Consider the following 18,437-nt stretch of genomic DNA (forward strand, 5'->3'; position numbering starts at 1 on the left):
GGCTCCAGGCCGCTGGGCCTGCCTCTAGACTGTGTGGAATGACCCGACCCGTGGTCCCATTCCGCGAGATCGTACTGAAGGTCCACAGCAGATGTGATCTTGCTTGCGACCACTGCTATATCTACGAACACGCTGATCAGAGCTGGCGTACCCGCCCGAAAGCAATCTCTGACGAGGCGATTTTCTGGACAGCTCTGCGACTGGCTGAGCATGCGAAGAACCATGCCCTGCCCTCCGTGTCAGTGATCCTGCACGGAGGGGAGCCTCTACTCGCCGGCCCTTCCCGATTACGACGCATCTGCGAGGAGCTGACGGCGGCCCTCGACGGCATCGCCGCCCTCGACCTGCGCATCCACACCAACGGCCTGCAACTCAGCCCCCGCTACCTCGACCTCTTCGACGAGTTCGGCGTCCGGGTGGGCATCTCCCTCGACGGCGACAAGGCCGCCAACGACCGCCACCGCCGCTTCGCGGACGGCCGCAGCAGCCACCCCCTCGTCCTACGGGCCGTCGAGCTCCTCGGGCAGGACCGCTACCGCCACCTCAACCTGGGCTTGCTGTGCACCATCGACGTGGCCAACGACCCGGTCGCCGTCCACGACGCGTTGATGGAGCTCGCCCCCCCGCGCATCGACTTCCTGCTGCCGCACGCCACCTGGGACGAGCCGCCACCGCGGCCGAGCGGGTCCCCGACCGCGTACGCCGACTGGATCCTCACGGTCTTCGACCGCTGGGACCGTCAGGGCCGCCGCGTGCCGGTCCGGCTCTTCGACTCCGTCCTGTCCACCCTGACCGGCGGGCCCGCACTCACGGAGTCGCTCGGCCTCGCGCCCACCGACCTCGTCGTCGTGGAGACGGACGGCAGCCTGGAGCAGGTCGACTCGCTCAAGAGCGCCTACGACGGTGCGGCCGCAACCGGATTCACCGTGTTCGACCACGCCTTCGACGAGGTCGCCGCGCACCCCGGCATCCGGGCCCGTCAGCTCGGGCTCGCCGGCGTCAGCGGTACCTGCCGGCGGTGCCCCGTCGTCCGGTCCTGCGGTGGCGGCCTCTACACCCACCGCTACCGCTCCGGCGCGGACTTCGACAACCCCTCCGTCTACTGCACCGACCTCGAAGCGCTGGTGCGTGGCATCGAGCGGCGCGCCACCGGTGCGGTGTCCCCGGTGGTGACCGACGAGGAAGCGCTGGGTGCGGAGCAGCACGAACTCACCAGGCTCCTCCTCGCCGACCTCAACAGCGAACTGGACGGCCGGTGCGGTGAGGAGTGGCCCCGGGCCTGGGAAGCCGCCGGCACCGTCGACCGGCTCTGCTCGGGGCTCGACGCCGTACTGGGCCATCCCTACACCCGCAGCTGGCTGCTGGCCGCTCTCGACGCCCTCCACAAGGAACCGGCGGCCCCCTTCGTCGCCCCGGCCGCCCGACTGGCTTCGTCGGTCGCCGCCGCCGTGCTGCGGGGAGGCCTCGACCTGTCCGTGCAGGTGCCGTACGAGCACGGGGCGCTGCTGTTGCCGACGCTCGGCGAACTGCGGCTGGTCGGCGCGCAGCGCTGCGGCACCGCCGAAGTGCGCCCGGTCGAGAAGGGCTTCCTGGTGCGGACGGGCGCCGTCGAGCAGCGGGTCGCCCGGCTCGACGAACCGGACGGCCGCTGGCTGCCCCTGCGCAGGCTCGGCAGGGACGGGGCCCCGGACCTCGCCGTCGACGACCTCGACCCCTACCGGGACTGCTTCGGAGTGCCGGTGCTGCCCCGGCTCGGACACGCCCAGGCCGCCGACTGGACCGCGCGCCTCGCCGCCGCATGGGGCCTGCTGCGCCGGCGCGCTCCGGAACAGGCCGCGGTGGCCGCCGGATCCCTGACGACCCTCACCCCCGTCGGCGGCCGTGCGTCCTCCGTCGGCCGGCACGGCCCCGGTGCCCTCGGCGTCCCGGTCCGGGGCGACGACGCCGCGTTGGCCGTCGCGCTGCTGCGCGGTCATCGCAGGGCTCGGCTCCAGGCGGTGAGGGAAGTCACCGACCTCTACGCCGACGACGGCTGGTGGACCCACGCCGCGCCTTGGCAGGACGAGCCCGTGCCCGTGTCGGAGCTCCTCGCCGGGGCGTACGAACGCGCCGGTCTCGGGGCGTTCGACCCGGACGGGGTGGAACAGGCCCTGCGGGCGGTGGACGCGCTGGAGCGCGCCGCGGAACTGACCGTCGACGGGAAGCGTCTGGTGGCGCTGATCCGGGAAGAGGCGGACCATGACCGACGTAGCCGCTGAGCGGGACGGTCTCGTCGGGCGACTGCGGTCACTCGGATTGCGGAACGGGGACACGGTCCTCGTGCACGCCGCGCTCGCCGGCACGGGCCTTGCCGCACCGGTGCTGCGCGACGCGCTGCTGGCCGCGCTGGGACCGCGGGGCACACTCGTGGTACCCGCATTCACGCCGGAGAACTCGGACTCGTCCTCCGCACACCTGAGGCGCGTCGCCGGAATGACACCCACTCAGGCGGCGTCCTTCCGGTCCACGATGCCGGCCTTCGACCCGGCGACGACGCCGTGCGTGGCGATGGGCCGGTTGGCCGAGTCCGTGCGGACCACCCGGGGCGCGGTGCGCAGTGCCCATCCGCAGACGTCCTTCGCGGCCCTCGGCAGGAGGGCGGCCGAACTTCTGCGGTATCACCCCCTCAGCTGTCACCTCGGGGAGGAGTCCCCGCTCGGGGCTCTCTACCGGGCGGGGGCAAGGGTGCTCATGGTCAATGTGGGCTTCTCCGTCTGCACCGCCTTCCACCTCGCGGAATACCGAACCGGCGCGCCGTTGCGGCGGTATGCCTGTGTGGTGCGCGGGGTTAGTGGGTCGGAATGGACGGAATATGAGGACGTATCGCTGGACGACAGTGATTTCGAAGCCGTCGGAGCCGCGTTCGACGGGAATCTCGAACAGAAGGGACAACTGGGAGGAACAACCGCAAGGTTGTTGTCGATCAGGGACGCCGTGGACCACGCCGTGAAGTGGATGTCTGAAAAGCGGTGCTGATTGACTGAACGATGAGGGGATGGAGCGAGCTTCGCTCCGGAATGATTATTTCGCTCGCACGTCATCAGCCATGAGTGTGGGTGTTCATACAGGACGGGGGTCGTGTGCACGCGTCATCGCAGCAGCGAGCGGCGGACCATCGGCCGTACTTCTTCTTGAGCTATGCGCACACACCGAGGTACGGAGCCGGTGGCCCCGACCCCGATATGTGGGTCGAGCGGTTGTTCCGGGATTTGTGCGGCCATGTGATGGCCATGACCGATCTTCCGGCCGGAGCCCCTGCCGGATTCATGGACCGCGAGATACGCTCGGGAGAGGGGTGGTCGGAACGGCTGGGTGAAGTGCTCGCCACCTGCCGGGTCTTCGTCCCTCTTTTCTCGCCGCGCTACTTCGCCAGTGAGATGTGCGGCAAGGAATGGTACGCGTTCGCCCAGCGGGAGATCTACCACCAGGCCAAGAGCAACCGGCTGGCCGAGGCCATCGTGCCCGCCCTCTGGGTGCCGGTGCCTCCCGAGCAACTCCCCGGCCCAGCCGAGCGGTTGCAGTTCAACCACAGGGCCTTCGGCGACCGGTACGTGACCGACGGGCTCTACGGACTCATCAAACTGCGCATATTCGCCGAGGAGTACGAGCGTGCGGTCTACGAACTCGCCAAACGCATCGTCAGCGTCGCCGACACCGCGGAGGTGGGACCGAGCAGGCCCCTCGACTACCGCCAGGCCCCCAGCGCCTTCGGCGCACCCGCACCGGCCGGATCGCCCCGCACCGGACCGCGCCCCATCCACGTGACCGTGGCCGCCCCCACCCGCCACGACCTGCCACCCGGGCGGGATCCGGGGTTCTACGGCGACACGCCCCAGGACTGGAACCCGTACTACCCGGACGCCCACCGGCCGCTGTCCTATGTGGCCCGGGACCTGGTGCGGGCCCTCAACTACCAGGCGACGGTGACGTCGTTCGACCATGACTCCACCCTCGACAGCAAACAGCCCCCCACCCGGCCGGAACTGCTGATCATCGACCGGTGGGCCCTGGAGGACGAGGAGCGAAGGGAACGGCTCGCCGCCTTCGACGCCGAGAACCGCCCCTGGGTGAGTGTCATCGTCCCCTGGAACCGCGACGACCACCAGAGTCGCGCCGCTGAGGGCGAGCTGAGCGCCAAGTTGGAACAGACCATGCCGACGAAGCTCAGTCAGGGCCGGGCCGCCTGCCGAGCAGCGGCCCGCGGGGTGCCGAGCATGGAGGCCTTCGGGCAGATCCTTCCCCAGGTGGTGGAGGCGGCCGCCCAGCAGTACCTGAGACACGCACAGGTCTACCCGCCCGCGGGCGGCAGTCACACGGAACGTCCCAGGCTGCGCGGTCCGATGGCGGCCGAGTACGCCACCACCCACTTCATCCCTGACATGCTTGACCACGCGCCCGACGCGGAGGACTCGGATGACAGCCAGTCATAACGGACGCATCGTCACCTTCTACTCCTACAAGGGGGGCACGGGGCGGACGATGGCGATGGCCAATACGGCCTGGATCCTCGCCGCGAACGGCAAGCGGGTCCTCGCCCTCGACTGGGACCTGGAAGCCCCCGGTCTGCACCGCTTCTTCCACCCCTTCCTCGACCCCTCCACCCTCGGGGCCACCACCGGGGTCATCGACCTGATCACCGAGTACGCCTGGGCCGCGACCAGCCCCGTGCAGCGAGCGGACGACTGGCACCGGGACTACGCCCGCATCCAGCCGCACGCCGTCTCCCTCACGCCGGAGAGCCTCGGGTGGGAGTTCCCCGAGGGCGGCACCCTGGACTTCGTCTCCGCGGGCAAGCAGAACCGCGAGTACTCGGCGACCGTCTCCACGTTCGACTGGGACAACTTCTACGACCGCCTCGGCGGCGGGCACTTCTTCGACGCACTGCGCGACGACATGAAGGCCCACTACGACTACGTCCTCATCGACAGCCGGACCGGCCTCAGCGACATCGCCGACATCTGCACCGTCCACCTGCCCGACGTCCTGGTCGACTGCTTCACGCTCAGCGACCAGTCCATCGACGGTGCGGCGGCAGTGGCCCGCCAGATCGACGAACGCTACGGCGGCCGTGGCATCCGGATCCTCCCCGTGCCGATGCGCATCGACGAGGGGGAGAAGGAGAAGGCCGACGCCGGACGGGCCCTTGCCCGGCTGAAGTTCGACCGTTTCCCGACCGGACTCTCCGGTGAGGAGCTCACCTCCTACTGGGGTGCGGTGGAGATTCCCTACCGCCCCTACTACGCCTACGAGGAAACCCTCGCCACCTTCGGGGACGAGGCCGGACTGACCAACTCCCTGCTCTCCGCCTTCGAACGGCTCACCTCCGTCATCACCGACGGGGAGATCACCGCCATGCCGACGGTGAGCGAGGAGATCAGGCTGCGGATCAGGGACGCCTTCACCCGCCGCCGCCCCGCCCTGCCCGCCGATCTCTTCCTCAGCTACGTGGCCGAGAACCGGATGTGGGCCGACTGGATCGAGTCGGTCCTCACCCGTGCCGGCTTCCGTGTCGTCCCGCGCGACGTGTCGGCCGAACCGTTGGACGACGCGGGCGCCGCCGCGCCCGAGATCGCAGCCCGCACGGTCGTCCTGCTCTCCAGTGCCTACCTCAAGTCGGCACGGGCCGTCGAAGTGTGGGATCGCGCCGCCGCAGAAGACCCCGGTGGGGGCCGTCGGCACTTGCTGCCGCTGCGCGTCGGCGACGTCCGGCTCACCACCCCCTACATCGACCGCAACCCCGTCGACCTCTTCCGGCTCGACGAGGTGCACGCCACCACCGCGCTGCTCCGCGCCCTCGACCGGCCCGTCCAACTCGGGGACGGGGTCTCGCCCGGGCCGCGGTTCCCCGGCACCGTCCCCAAGATCTGGAACGCTCCGGCGCGCAACCCCGGTTTCACGGGGCGCTCCGTCGTCCTGGAGCGCATGCGCGACCAGCTCGGCGGCGGGATGGCCGTGGTCCTGCCGCAGCCGCAGACCCTGTACGGGCTCGGCGGTGTCGGCAAGACGCAGGTCGCGCTGGAGTACGTACACCGCTTCATGGCCGACTACGACCTGGTGTGGTGGATCTCCGCGGAACAGACCGACGACGTCATCGCCGCACTCGCCGAACTCGCCGTGCGGCTCGGCGCACAGGGCGGCGACGACATGGCCGCCGCCTCCCAGGAGGCCATCGACCTGCTGCGGCGCGGCGTGCCTTCGTCCCGCTGGCTACTGGTCTTCGACAACGCCGACGACCCCGAGCAACTCAAGCGCTTCTTCCCGACCGGCGGGCACATCCTGGTCACCTCCAGGAACCAGACCTGGTCCCAGTACGGTGACGCGCTCCCCGTCGACGTGTTCCTGCGCGAGGAGTCGGTCGAACACCTCCAGCGGCGTGCCCCCGGTCTCAGCCTCGACGACGCGGACCAGGTCGCCAGCGCCGTCGGTGACCTGCCGCTCGCCGTCGAACAGGCCGCCGCCTGGATCGCCGAGACCGCGACCCCCGTCGCGACCTACCTGGAACAGCTCGGACGCCAGGCCTCGAGCGTCCTGGCGCTCAACCAGCCCGCCGGCTACCCCGAGCCCGTCGCGGCGACCTGGAACGTCTCCATCGAACGCCTCAAGGAGCGATCTCCCGCCGCGGTGCGGCTGCTGCAGCTCTGCGCCTTCTTCGCACCCGAACCGATCTCGGCGAACCTGCTGTACAGCAAGGAGATGATCGAGGCGCTCAAACCGTACGACGCGTCCCTCCAGGAGAAGCTCGTCCTCGGCCGCGTCATCCGGGAGATCGGCCGGTTCGCCCTCGCCAAGGTCGACCAGGTCTCCAACTCCATCCAGGTGCACCGGCTCGTGCAGGCGGTCATCCGGGCGCAGCTCGACGAGGAGGAGCAGCGCGACGCCCGGCACGCCGTCCACCGGATCCTGGCCGGTGCCCGCCCCGACGACGACGAACCGATCGACAACCCCGAGACCTGGCCGCGGTTCAACACCATCTGGCCGCACCTCGGCCCCTCGGAGGCCCGGTTCTGCAAGGAGCCGGAGACCCGCAGGTTGCTCATCGACCGGGTCCGCTACCTCTGGAAGCGCGGTGACTGGCAGACCGCGGGGGCGCTCGCCGAGGAATTACGCGACGCCTGGCGGGACATGCTCGGCAACGACGACCTGCAGTACCTGTACCTGCGCTTCCACCTCTCCAACATCATGCGCTCCCAGGGCCGTTACGTGGAGGCGCGGGAACTGGACGAGGTCACCCTGGAACGGCAGCGCGCCGTGCTCGGCCCCTCGCACCCGCACACGTACATGACCACGAGCGGCCTCGCGATGGACCTCGGCACGCTCGGTCAGTACGGCAAGGCCATGGAACTGGCGACCGAGGCCCACGAGGGCTTCAGCCAGATCTTCCACGAGTCCCACCCGCGCACCCTGGCCGCGGCCAACAACCTCGCGCTGAACCTGCGGATGGTCGGCCAGTACGCGCGGGCCCGCGAAATCGACCAGGACGTCTTCGACCGGCGCACCGAGGTGCTCGGCCCCGAGCACCCCTACACCCTGTCCTCGGCCACGTCGCTCGCCCGTGACCTGCGCGAGGTGGGCAGGTACGAGGACTCCGTCGCCCTGTTGTCCCGCACCTACGAGAGCTACAAGGAGACGCTGGGGCGGGCGTTCCCCGGCACGCTCGCGGCGGGCAAGAGCCTCGCGGTGTCGCTGCGTCGTTCGGGCCGGCTGGAGGACGCCCGCCGGCTGACCACCGCCACCCGCAACCGGTACCGTGCCAGGTACACCTACGCCCACCCGGACTCACTGGCGTGCGACCTCAACCTGGCGGCGGACATGTTCGCGGCGGGGGAGCCGGTGGCGGCCCGAGACCTGGCCCAGGAGGTCGTGGACCAGTACACGGAGGTGCCGGGTGAGAAGCACCCGTACACCCTCGCCGCGATCAACAACCTCGGTACCTTCCAGTGGGGTTGCGGTGATCCCGAGCTCGCCGTGGAACTCCTGCTCCCCGCGATCCGCAGGATGTCCGACGTCCTCGGTACCGCGCACCCGCACACCCTCTTCTGCATCGTCAACCTCGCCAACGCGCGTGCGGACCTGGGAGAGCTCGAGGCGGCCCTGGACACCGAACGGCGGGCCGTCATGAGGCTCCGCGAAGTCCTCGGCGCGCACCACCCGGAGGTGCTCGCCGTTGCGTCCAACATGGCCGTCACGCTCGGCGCGCTGGGACGCAAGGACGAGGCCGCGGCGCTGCGCGCGGAGACCGTGGACGAGTTGGGGCGTCTGCTGGGCGAGGACCACGCGCTGACCCGGATCGCCCGGGACGAGCGCAGGATCCACCGCGACCTGGAGCCGCTGGCCGTTTAGCGGACGTCGGCGGCCGGCGGACCCCCGCCCACGAGGCACGAGGGGTCCGCCGGCGCGTTGCCCGCGGGTGTGCGGGACTCATCGGCCGGGGTAGGGGGATTCCTCCAGCAGCCAGGTGAGGATCCGGGGGAGTGCGTGCAGTGCGTCGAAGTGCGCGGCGGCGGGCTCGAGTACCGCCGTGACGCCGGGGATGCGCTGTGCCAGCCAGCGGGAGTGGCCGACCGGGGAGAAGACGTCCTTCTCCCCGTGCCACAACATCACCGGTGGTTTGATCTCCGCCGGGTCGAATCCCCAGGGACTGCAGAAGGCCAGCGCGTCGTCGATCCAGCCGTAGGCCGAACTCCGCAATGCCTCCTGGTAGTTGCGCAGCAGCATCGACCGCACACCGGCGTCGGCGACGACCATCCGGTCGGAGTCGGTCAGCTCGCGGCGCAGATCGTCGAGCAGCCGCACCGGATCGCGCCGGATCTCGGCCGAACGCAGGATGAAGCGCGCGGTGAGCCGGTCCGGGTCGGCACTGGCCGTGGTGTACTCGAGCACGTTGGACGCGGCCATTCCCTCGAACCAGTCCAGTCCGTCCGCGTCCCGCGGCGCGAGGGCGACCAGCGCCGCCGCCTTCGTCACCCGGTCCGGCATCAACGCGGCGCACGCCAGGGCGTGCGGCGCGCCGCCGGAGCGGCCCACCACGGCGAAGCGGTCGAGCCCCAGAGCGTCGGCGATCGTTGCGACGTCCTGGGCGACGTCGGCGACGCTGCGCCCGGCCAGCCGGTCGGAACCGCCGTATCCGGGACGGTCGTGCGCGATCAGCTGCATCCCGCGCTGGTAGAGCACCATGCCGCGCGGAGCCGGACCCAGCCTGCTGCCCGGGGTGCCGTGCAGCAGGAAGACGGGCCTGCCCCGCGGATCGCCGAGGCGCTCCACCATCAGATGCCGTCCGTCCGACGCGTGCACCCGACGTCGCACCCGCCGCCTCCTTCGCCGTGGGGTCGCTCCCCGTGTCCCGTTCGCCGGGGAATTCGTATGTGTCGTGTACAGCAATACTGACTTGGCATTCCCCGCAACCTCGATGAATACCCATCAGAGGATGTCCGGCGAAAGACCCCGGTGCGCCTCCCTGGCGCAGAGAACCGGACAGGACTGGTCCTTGCGCACGGCCCACGGCCCCATGGCGTTGGATGTTCGCAATCGGGACCCACCCGTGGCGGCCTCCGGTAGTGAAGGAGCAGGGGGCGCATTTCGTGGTGTCGTATGCGCGTCCTGGAGCCGACCTTGTGCGCTGGCAGCGGGCGTCGGAAGAGTGGGCGCCTCATCTTCCGTGTCCTGGCACCCCACTTGCCCGGGTACGGCCCCCCCACAGGGGGTCGATCGTGAACCACCGGCGTACGTCGAAGAAGCGAGTGACGATGGCGATCGGTGCCGTCGCCGCGGTCGTGGCGGCGGGAGTCACCTTCCAGACTGCGAACGCCAGCCAGGAGGAACCCTCGTTCACCGTCAGGACGCTGTCGGCGTCTGCGGCCGGAAACCTCGCATCCACCCTGGGGAAGGACGTGGGCGGTGACGCCGCCGGTGCGTACTACGACGCCAAGGTCAAGGCCCTGGTGATGAACGTGGTGGACGCGGCCGCCGCCGATGCCGTCCGCAAGGCCGGCGGCAAGGCGAGAATCGTCGAGAACTCCTTCGCCGAGCTGAAGTCGGCCCGGCAGACCCTCACCGACCGCGCGACCATACCCGGGGAGGCCACCGTCGGCATGAAGGTGAGCCGCAGCGGTTCCACCTCGCAGGTGCACGAGGCCCAGGTCACCGGGCTCGACGCCACCGTGAACTACGGCGACGGGCGGATCGTCAACGGGCTCAGCCAGACGACGGTCTGCGCCGAGCCCGGGGACAGCGGTGGCGCGCTCTTCGCGGGCGACACGGCGGTCGGGCTGACCTCGGGGGGCAGCGGGGACTGCTCCGCCGGGGGCGAGACGTTCTTCCAGCCGGTTCCGGAAGCGCTGGAGGCGTTCGGCGCCGAGATCGGCTGAACCGGCGGGACCCTTCGACCCGGTCCGCCGGTCCGGGGCGGACCGGGCGACGCGCACCCGTTCCCGGCACCCCGCTCAGGTGGTGCTCCGCTCAGGCGGTGCCCCGCTCGTCGGCACGGCGCAGCGCCTGTCGCACCGACCACAGGACGGAGACCAGCGGCACGGCCACGATCGCACCGATCACACCGGCGGCAATGGCGCCGCCGATCACCGTGAGCGCGACGACGACCGGGTGCAGCCGGACGGCCCAGCTCATCACGATCGGATGCAGCACGTGCCCCTCGATCTGGCCGATGACCACGATCAGGGCGATGACCACGCCGGCGACGAACGGGCCCTTGGCCGCGAGGGCCACGACGGCCGCGATGGCGAGTGCGATGGGCGAACCGATCAGCGGGATGAAGGCGGCGAAGAACTCGAGCAGCGCCAGCGGTACGGCCAGCGGAACACCGAGGGCGAACAGCGCCACGCCGACCAGGACCGCGTTCGTCGCCGCCACCAGCACGATGCCGTGCGTGTAGCCGGTGAACGTCCGCCATCCCGCCCGGCCGGCCACCGCCACCCGGTCCCGCGCCGACTCCGGGAGCTGCGAGACGAACCACGCCCACTGCCGGTCTCCCGAGTGGATGAAGAACACCGAGCAGAACAGCGCGAGTGCCAGGGTCGTCACCACTTCCACCAGCCGCCCGCCTGCGGTCAGGGCCTGACTGACCACCGTCGACCGGTGCTCGGCAAGGAAACGCCCGATCCGTGACTGGATGTCCGTGAGGGCCTTGGGGTCGAGGTGGAACGGGGGGTCCTCCAGCCAGTGCTCGATCCTGCCGACGCCGGCGCCGAACTCCCGCTGCAGCATCACCCACTCCGCGACGACCGTCTCGGCGACCAGCGCGAGGATGCCGAGGGCCACGACGATGCTGCCGATCAGGGCGAGCGCGACGGCGAGCGGCCGGGGGATCCACCGGGCCAGTAGGTTCGCCACCGGCCGCAGCATCGCCGTACCGACGAGCCCGAGGAAGACGGCCACGGCCAGTTCGTGGAAGCGACCGAGGGCCGAGAAGACGGCGTACACGACCGCGCCGACGGCCAGCAGCCGCCAGGAGTACGCGGCGGCGGTCCGTAGGAGGGGGGACACCGCCGGCTGGCCACCGCGGCCCCGGGGCTCGGCAGCCGGTGTCATCCGTCGCGCCGTACGCGGCGACGGCCGGTGCCGGCCGTCGCCGCGTCGCGGAGCGGATCGCCTCGGCATCGGCCGTCACCACCTCCCGGTACGCCCGACTCGTACCACCCGGCGTGCGGCGGGGAACGCGCCCGCCCCCACATTCGCCCGATGGCACCCGGGGAGTCCCGCGGGCCCCGCAAGAGCCCGCGCCGCCGACTTCCCCCGCCCGCGTTCCCCGTGGGCGTCGCCGTACGGGCCCGGGGCCACCGGCCCGTCACCGCTGCCGCGACACAGCCGTCAGGACACCGCACGCGATCCCGGCTGCGCGGCACGGAGCGGGCGGAGGCGCGGGCGGTGGCCGGAGGGGGCCGGTGCCGTGGGGCGGCGGCTCGGCATGGTGGCGCGGTACGCACGCGGCAGGAGTGTCGGCAGGCCCGTCGCAGCAGTGCGGTTGCCGGACCGGAGGTGCGGGGGGCCGGCTCTCGAGCCCTCGAACGGGACCGGGCCGCCCCGACCTGCTCCGGGGAACGGGCCGTTCAGGGGAGCTGGGCGTCACCTCCCGGCACGCGGTGTCATCCGTGCACCCGGGCCCACGCCGCCGGCCGGCCGTACGGCCTGGGCCCCGAAGCGCCTGCGGGCCCCGTCCGCGGCGGCTTCGGCGGCTCGGGCACGGGCGTCGCGGGGGTCCAGGGAGAGCTGGCGGTAGGCGCCGCTCGCCGGTAGCAGGGCGTCGGCGCGGATCGTGAAGGCACGGACCCTCGCTCGCTGCAGCCCGAGGGAGGCCAGTAGGTCCAGAGCGGTGGCGGCGAGGGCCGGTGAGTGGTCGGTGGGTTCCGGCAACGTGCGCATGCGCGTGGTGGTGCTGCGGTCGGCGTACCGCACGGTGAGGGTGATGCGGCCGGCGACCCGGCGGTCACCGCGCAGGCGCTGACCGATGCGGTCGGCGAGCCCCAGGACGGATCGGTGGTGCAGGGCCGGGTCGAGGCAGTCCCGGTCGAGCGCGAGATCGGCGGTCAGGTACGCCGCCGGTTCCGTGGGGGTGACCGGGCGGGGGTCGTGTCCGCGGGCGCGTTCGGTCAGCAGCCGGGCCTGGCCGGCACCGAGGAGGCGCTGCAGGGTGGCCGGCGGCACGTCGACGACCTGGCCGATCGTGTGCAGGCCGTATCGGCCGAGCGCCGACGCCGTGGTGCGGCCGACACCGGGGAGCGCGGTGACCGGGCGGGGGTGGAGCCATGCGGCTGCCTGCTCGGCGGGGACCCACGTGGTCTCTCCCGGCGCGGACGCGTCGGCGGCCATGGCTGCCAGCATGCGGTTGCCCGCGAGCCCGGCGCTGCTGTCGATGCCGTAGAGGGCCTTCAGCCGGATCTTCGCCAGCTGGACCATGTCGTAGGGGGACAAGCCGAAGTACCGGAGCGCCGACGTCAGGTCCAGTTGAACGGCGTCGGGGGGGACTGCTTGGACGTGCGGGGTGATTCCATGCATCAGTTCGATCACATCGTCGTACTGGTCCTCGGAAAGGGCGGCGTGCAGGTAGAGATGGGCCATGTGCCGTCGGCGCGTGGTCGTCTTCACCGTCATCCCGCGCTCCCAGGGCTGCGGTGGCCGAACTTCTTCAGGTCGGCCGAACGGGTGCCGGCGGGCTGGAGGTCGGCGTACGGGTGGAGTCGGGCGCCGGTGGTGCCGTCGACCAGGGTGCGCTGCGGCTGCGCGGGGGTCGGGTGCGGACGGCTCCCGCCGAGGAGGGCGAGTGCGGCCTCGGGACCGTTGTCGCGGCGGGCGGCGGCGATCTCGTCCAGGTCCCAGGCCATGGTGCCGACGACGGTGCGGCGGGTGCCGCGCACCTGGACCGTGCCGCGCACCAGCAGCAGCCCGCTGTGGAAGACGGTGTGTGCGCAGGCCGGGTGGGAGTCCTCGAAGAAGGCCAGGTCGACCAGGCCGGAGCCGTCCTCCAGGGTGACGAAGATGATGCGCTTGCCGCTGGCGATCGGTGGGGTCTGGGTCGATGCCCGTACACCGGCGACGAGGACCTGCCGGCCGGTCTGCATGCCGGCCAGGTGTGCCGCGTCGGTCGCGCCGATCTCCCGCAGCAGCCGGTGGTGGTGCTCCATCAGGTGCTTGGAGACGTCGATGCCGAGGGTGCTCAGTTCGGCGCTCAGGGCCTCGCGTCCGGTCATCTCCGGCAGGCCGCTCGGCTCCGCCCCGCCGACGGCACCTGCGTCGAGGGGAAGTTGACCCCTGCCCGCGGACCGGGTCCGGGACTGCCGGTGCAGCTCGGCGACCTGGAGCAGGAGATCACGCCGGGTGAGCCGTCCGTCGTGGAGGCAGTTGAGGGCGCCGATCTCGGCGAGGCGTTCGGCGATCGGCCTGCTGGGACGGGCCCGCTGCCAGAAGTCCGACAGCGATCCGTACGGCTGGCCCTCCTCGATCCGTGTGCACTCGTCCTCGCCGATGCCGTGCACCGCGGAGAGGGCGAGGCGCACGCCCCACTGGTCCCCGTCGGTCTTCTCCGCGGTGTGCTTCACCTGGGAGCGGTTGACGTCGACGGGCAGGACCGGCACACCGCGGCGCCGGGCGTCGGAGACCAGGACCCGCTTGGGCCACATGCCGGGGTCGTGTTCGAGCAGACCGGCCAGTAGGAACGCCGGGTAGTGGGCCTTGAGCCAGGCGCTCTGCAGAGCGGGTACGGCGAACGCGACCGCGTGGGCCCGGCAGAAGCCGTACGCGCCGAAGGCCTCGACGGTCCTCCAGACCTCGGCCCGGACCTGCGCCTCGTATCCGCGGGCGCGCGCCTGGCGGTCGAACCAGTCCTTGATCCTGGGCAGCCGGTCCCTGTCGCCGAGTGCACGCCGGGCGATCTCGGCCAGCGCGTAGTCGCAGCCGGTCATGACCGACAGCGTCTCGATGATCTGCTCGTGCCAGATGGTCACGCCGTAGGTGTCGGCGAGCACCGGTTCGAGGTCGGGGTGGGCGTACGACGGTGCGCCGCCGTGCCGGGCGGCGATGTAGCGCTCGGGCATACCGCCGGCGACCGGACCGGGACGGAAGAGGCTGATGTCCGCGATGACGTCCTGTACATCGCGCGGCTGTAGCCGGGACAGGAGGTCCTGCTGGCCGGGCGACTCCAGTTGGAACAGGCCCAGGGTTTGGCTCTCCTGGATGAGCTTGAACGCGAAGACGTCGTCGAGCGGCACCTGTCGTGGGTTGTCCAGATCGATGTGGTCACCGGTCGTCCGTTCGATCTCGGCGACGGCATGGGCCATCGCGGACTGCATCCGGACACCCAGGACGTCGAGCTTGATGTTGCCCAGCGCTTCGATCTCCTCCTTCGCGGCCATGGCCATGGGGTAGTCGCCCTGGGGCGTGGGTTGCACCGGCAGTCGGTCGAGGAGGGTGGCGTCGCTGATGACCACCCCGCAGGGGTGCATGGCCATGCCGTGCACCAGGGAGTCGAGGCCCTCGGCGAGCTTCCACAGCGGCCCGTACCGGTGGGCCTCGGACGCCAGCTGCCGCAGCTCGGGCAGCTCGGCGAGCGCGCCGGTGATGTCCGAGGCCCGCAGGTGGGGGAAGCTCTTGGCGATCCGGTCGACGTCCGCGGGCGCGATGCCGAGGGCGAGTCCGGTGTCCCGCAGGGCACGACGGGCCCGGTAGGTCTCGGGCATCGCGGTGACCGCGACGCGTTCCTTGCCGAACCGCTCGAAGATCGCGTCGTAGCACTCCAGCCGTCGGGCGGATTCCACGTCGATGTCGATGTCGGGCAGCGAAGCCCTGCGCACGCTCAGGAAGCGTTCGAACAGCAGGCGGTGGTCGAGCGGGTTGGCCGTGGCGATGCCCAGTGCGTGGCAGACCATCGACCCGGCGCCCGAGCCGCGGGCCGCGACCCTGATGCCCTTGGCCCGGATGTCGGCCACGACGTGGCCGACGGCGAGGAAGTACGAGTCGTAGTCCAGCGTGGAGATCACCTTGAGCTCTTCGTCCAGCCGGTCGAGTGCCGCCCGGTCCCGGTCGAGGCCCTGCCGGGCCATTCCTGTCTCGCACTGCCGACGCAACAGTCGTGCGGCCCCTCCCGCTCCGGGACCGGCACCGAAGAGCGCCGGTTCCGGGAAGTGCGGCGTGCCGAGCCCGAGGTCCGCTCCGGGGGCGACGACGCACGCGGCCGCCGTGGCGGTGGTGTCCGCCATCAGGTGGTGCGCCCGTCTGGCATCCGTTCCGGCGCATTCGGCGACCATCCGTGCGACGACCGTCATCGCCCTCTCGTCCTTGAGCCAGCGCTGCCCGCTGTCCAGGCCGTGCCGGTCGATCGGTCGCAGCAGCCGGGCTGCGTCCAGGACGTCGGCGAGCCGGTGCTGGTCGGGGTCGGCGTAGCGGACGGCATTGGAGAGCACGGCGGTGGTACGGGTCAGGTCGGCCAGGGCGAGGGTGCGGGCGGCCAGGCGGAGCGATCCGGGATCGTTGCCGAAACGTTTGTGCGTGACGGCTTCCAGCCTGACCCCCTTGCCGAAGACCTCCCGCCACGGCGCCAACAGTTTCCTCGCGATGTCCTCCCGGCCGGCCGACAGGGCCCGCACCGGCTCGGAGAGCGGTCCGAGCAGCACGGTCAGACCGGGGCCGCCGTGCTCGCGCAGTGCCTCCCACGGCACCACCGGTGCCGTACCGGGCGCGGCGCCGGCGTGGGCGGCCGACGTGATGCGGCACAGGCGGGCCCAGCCCCTCCGGTCCTGTGCGAGCAGCACGAACCGCAGCGGCGGCTCGACCACGTGTGCGCCACCGCGCGCCGGGGTGCGCCGCCGCCGGGCGGGCGGCGGGGGTGCGAGAGGCTCCACCGCCAGGTCGACTCCGAAGATCGGCCGTACGCCGGCGTCGGCGCACGCCTGCGCGAACCGAACGACCCCGGTGACGGTGTCGCGGTCGGTGAGCGCGAGCGTCGTCATGCCCCGCTCGGCCGCCCGCTGGACGAGGTGCTCGGGGTGGGCGGCGCCGTAGCGGGCGGAGTAACCGGACGCGACGTGTAGATGGGCGAAGCCCGCCATGTCGCACCTCCATCACTCCACCCCTTTTCGGACATAGACCCGATATGTTCATCGTACGCTCGTTCGATTACTCTAGCCTCATCGGTCCCGGTCAGCGACTTGTATTCGAACGTATTGGCGATTTATCGACGAGGTGGGCGGTGGCTGAAACGGAGCGGTGCTCCGTGGGCCACCCGACTCGGGTGAGGGTGGTTGCGTGGGGGGCGCGGCGCCCCGTCGGGGCGGGGTGGCGCCGTGGGGCCGCGTCGTGTGATCGGGGCGCCGTGCGGTTGCCCCCGGGGTTCAGTCGGGATCCGCGTCGCAGGGTGGGCGGTGTCCCGGTGGTGGGTGGTCTGGACAGTGCGGGTGGTGCTGCTGGCGGACCCCGTCGCCGCCGGGCGTGTCGTATACGGGCCGGCGGTGCCGGGGTCGGTCCGGAGGTGCGGCGGCAGGGGGTGGGGGCTTGGTCGTGCGCCGTCGAGGGGCGGGCGCTGTAGTGCTCGGCGGGTGCTGTGGGCGGTGCGCCGACAGGGGTGTGGCGCCCCTCTCTGCCCGGAGGGTCCCGGCGTGTGCCTCGGCGTCCGGGCGGGGTGGTGTCGGTGGTCGCGCCGGGGGAGGTCGGCCGCAGGTCGTCGTTCACCGCCCGATGGGGCGTCGTCCGGCGGTAGTTGACTCCGCGTCGGTGTCGATGGGGGTTGCCTCGCCTGTTGTGCGTACGGACGCGTCGCTCGTGTGGGGGTGTGGCGGAACGTCCGGGAGTGCGGCGATGGGGCGGACGTTGTATCTGTGAGTAACCACACAGTGACGGATCTTGACGGTGTTTCAGTTTTTACTGACGCGTAACTTCCCAGTTCTGGTTACTCGTGCGTAGCTTGAAGGGCAGCACAGCTCTCTCTTGTGGTCCGGGCCGCAGGGCAAATCCCCATATCCCCATCTCAGCCTCGCATTTCCCTTGAGCCGCAAGGAGATCGCACGATGCTGTCCTGGAAGCGTGTCCTCAGACCGCTGACCGCCCTGTTCTTCGCGGTGGTGCTCTGCTTCACCCCCGCAGCCACCGCCACCGCCGCCGCTGCACCGAGCAGCGGCTGGAACAACTACTCCTGCAAGCCGTCCACCGCCCACCCGCGTCCGGTCGTCCTGGTGCACGGGACCCTCGGGAACTCGATCGACAACTGGCTCGCCCTCGCCCCGTACCTGGTACACCGCGGCTACTGCGTCTTCTCGCTGGACTACGGCCAGCTCCCGAACGTGCCGCTGTTCCACGGGCTCGGCCCCGTCGACAAATCGGCCGGGCAACTGGACGCGTTCGTCGACGACGTGCTCGCCGCGACCGGTGCGAAGAAGGTTGACCTGGTCGGCCACTCGCAGGGCGGCATGATGCCTCGCTACTACCTCAAGTACCTCGGTGGCGCGGCGAAGGTGAACGCCCTCATCGGCCTCGCGCCCCCCAACCACGGGACCACCCTGAGCGGCCTCACCCAACTCGCGCGGTTCTTCCCGGGTGCCATCGACCTGCTGAAGCAGTCGACGCCCGCCCTCACCGACCAGATGGCGGGATCGTCGTTCATCACCAAGCTCAATGAAGGCGGGGAGACCGTTCCCGGAGTGAGCTACACCGTGCTCGCCACCAAGTACGACGAGGTGGCCACCCCGTACCGCACGGCCTTCCTCACCGGACCGAACGTCCGGAACGTGACGCTCCAGGACCTGTGCCCCCTCGACCTCTCGGAGCACGTGGCGATCGCCCTGTTCGATCGCATCGCGTTCCACGAGGTGGTCAACGCCCTTGACCCGGCGCACGCTTCGCGCACGACCTGCGCGTCCGTCTTCGAGTGATGCCGACGGGGTGCCACCGCCCACAGGCGGTGG

The 18,437-nt window shown here is 71.1% G+C and carries 10 protein-coding genes; 6 read left to right on the forward strand and 4 right to left on the reverse strand.

All coding sequences use genetic code 11. From position 1 onward, the window contains the following. The first annotated feature begins 38 nt into the window (after positions 1-38). The 4 genes from fxsBH to fxsT all read left to right on the forward strand — a co-directional run bounded on the left by fxsBH (position 39) and on the right by fxsT (position 8,379). The gene (gene fxsBH, locus ACFXOM_RS10980; protein WP_384943920.1) at positions 39-2,258 is read left to right on the forward strand and encodes a radical SAM/SPASM protein FxsBH, inactivated beta-hydroxylase extension form; all 2,220 of its coding nucleotides are present in this window, start codon (positions 39-41) and stop codon (positions 2,256-2,258) included. Continuing rightward, the gene (locus ACFXOM_RS10985; RefSeq protein WP_384940404.1) at positions 2,239-3,015 is read left to right on the forward strand and encodes an aminoglycoside N(3)-acetyltransferase; all 777 of its coding nucleotides are present in this window, start codon (positions 2,239-2,241) and stop codon (positions 3,013-3,015) included. The genes fxsBH and ACFXOM_RS10985 overlap by 20 nt, the downstream gene beginning before the upstream one ends. 80 nt (positions 3,016-3,095) lie before the next feature. Beyond that, positions 3,096-4,469, forward strand: a complete 1,374-nt coding sequence (fsxC, locus tag ACFXOM_RS10990; protein ID WP_384940402.1) for an FxsC protein — start codon at positions 3,096-3,098, stop codon at positions 4,467-4,469. Further along, on the forward strand, positions 4,453-8,379 hold the full coding sequence (fxsT, locus tag ACFXOM_RS10995; protein WP_385037705.1) for an FxSxx-COOH system tetratricopeptide repeat protein: 3,927 nt from the start codon (positions 4,453-4,455) through the stop codon (positions 8,377-8,379). The genes fsxC and fxsT overlap by 17 nt, the downstream gene beginning before the upstream one ends. A gap of 78 nt (positions 8,380-8,457) precedes the next feature. On the opposite strand, the gene ACFXOM_RS11000 is transcribed toward fxsT, so the two are convergent. After that, the gene (locus tag ACFXOM_RS11000; protein WP_384943917.1) at positions 8,458-9,342 is read right to left on the reverse strand and encodes an alpha/beta fold hydrolase; all 885 of its coding nucleotides are present in this window, start codon (positions 9,340-9,342) and stop codon (positions 8,458-8,460) included. Between the two features lie 404 nt (positions 9,343-9,746). Here ACFXOM_RS11000 and ACFXOM_RS11005 point away from each other — a divergent pair, with 404 nt between their 5' ends. Beyond that, on the forward strand, positions 9,747-10,403 hold the full coding sequence (locus tag ACFXOM_RS11005; RefSeq protein WP_384940396.1) for a S1 family peptidase: 657 nt from the start codon (positions 9,747-9,749) through the stop codon (positions 10,401-10,403). 91 nt (positions 10,404-10,494) lie between these two features. Here the strand turns inward: ACFXOM_RS11005 and ACFXOM_RS11010 are convergent, their stop codons facing one another. The 3 genes from ACFXOM_RS11010 to ACFXOM_RS11020 form a co-directional block, all read right to left on the reverse strand. After that, entirely contained in the window at positions 10,495-11,580 is a 1,086-nt protein-coding gene (locus tag ACFXOM_RS11010) for an AI-2E family transporter (protein ID WP_384940394.1), read from the reverse strand. 534 nt (positions 11,581-12,114) lie between these two features. Beyond that, positions 12,115-13,140 carry an ImpB/MucB/SamB family protein gene (locus tag ACFXOM_RS11015; protein ID WP_385037709.1) on the reverse strand — a complete coding sequence of 342 codons (1,026 nt, stop codon included), beginning with the start codon at positions 13,138-13,140 and terminating at the stop codon, positions 12,115-12,117. Next, complete coding sequence (locus tag ACFXOM_RS11020; RefSeq protein ID WP_384940390.1) at positions 13,137-16,589, reverse strand: DNA polymerase III subunit alpha; 3,453 nt, start codon at positions 16,587-16,589, stop codon at positions 13,137-13,139. The genes ACFXOM_RS11015 and ACFXOM_RS11020 overlap by 4 nt, the downstream gene beginning before the upstream one ends. Before the next feature lie 954 nt (positions 16,590-17,543). Here ACFXOM_RS11020 and ACFXOM_RS11025 point away from each other — a divergent pair. Then, entirely contained in the window at positions 17,544-18,404 is an 861-nt protein-coding gene (locus ACFXOM_RS11025; protein ID WP_384940388.1) for an esterase/lipase family protein, read from the forward strand. Positions 18,405-18,437 lie beyond the last annotated feature (33 nt).

The sequence above is a fragment of the Streptomyces sp. NPDC059169 genome (genome assembly GCF_042755225.1).
Taxonomy (GTDB): Bacteria; Actinomycetota; Actinomycetes; order Streptomycetales; family Streptomycetaceae; genus Streptomyces.

What these genes read in the sequence shown, in the direction of transcription:
- fxsBH (WP_384943920.1), top strand. Translation starts at nt 39, where the DNA reads ATGACCCGACCCGTGGTCCCATTCCGCGAGATCGTACTGAAGGTCCAC.
- fxsT (WP_385037705.1), top strand. Translation starts at nt 4,453, where the DNA reads ATGACAGCCAGTCATAACGGACGCATCGTCACCTTCTACTCCTACAAG.
- ACFXOM_RS11010 (WP_384940394.1), bottom strand. Translation starts at nt 11,580, where the DNA reads ATGACACCGGCTGCCGAGCCCCGGGGCCGCGGTGGCCAGCCGGCGGTG.
- ACFXOM_RS11025 (WP_384940388.1), top strand. Translation starts at nt 17,544, where the DNA reads ATGCTGTCCTGGAAGCGTGTCCTCAGACCGCTGACCGCCCTGTTCTTC.
- ACFXOM_RS11020 (WP_384940390.1), bottom strand. Translation starts at nt 16,589, where the DNA reads ATGGCGGGCTTCGCCCATCTACACGTCGCGTCCGGTTACTCCGCCCGC.
- ACFXOM_RS10985 (WP_384940404.1), top strand. Translation starts at nt 2,239, where the DNA reads ATGACCGACGTAGCCGCTGAGCGGGACGGTCTCGTCGGGCGACTGCGG.
- ACFXOM_RS11015 (WP_385037709.1), bottom strand. Translation starts at nt 13,140, where the DNA reads ATGACGGTGAAGACGACCACGCGCCGACGGCACATGGCCCATCTCTAC.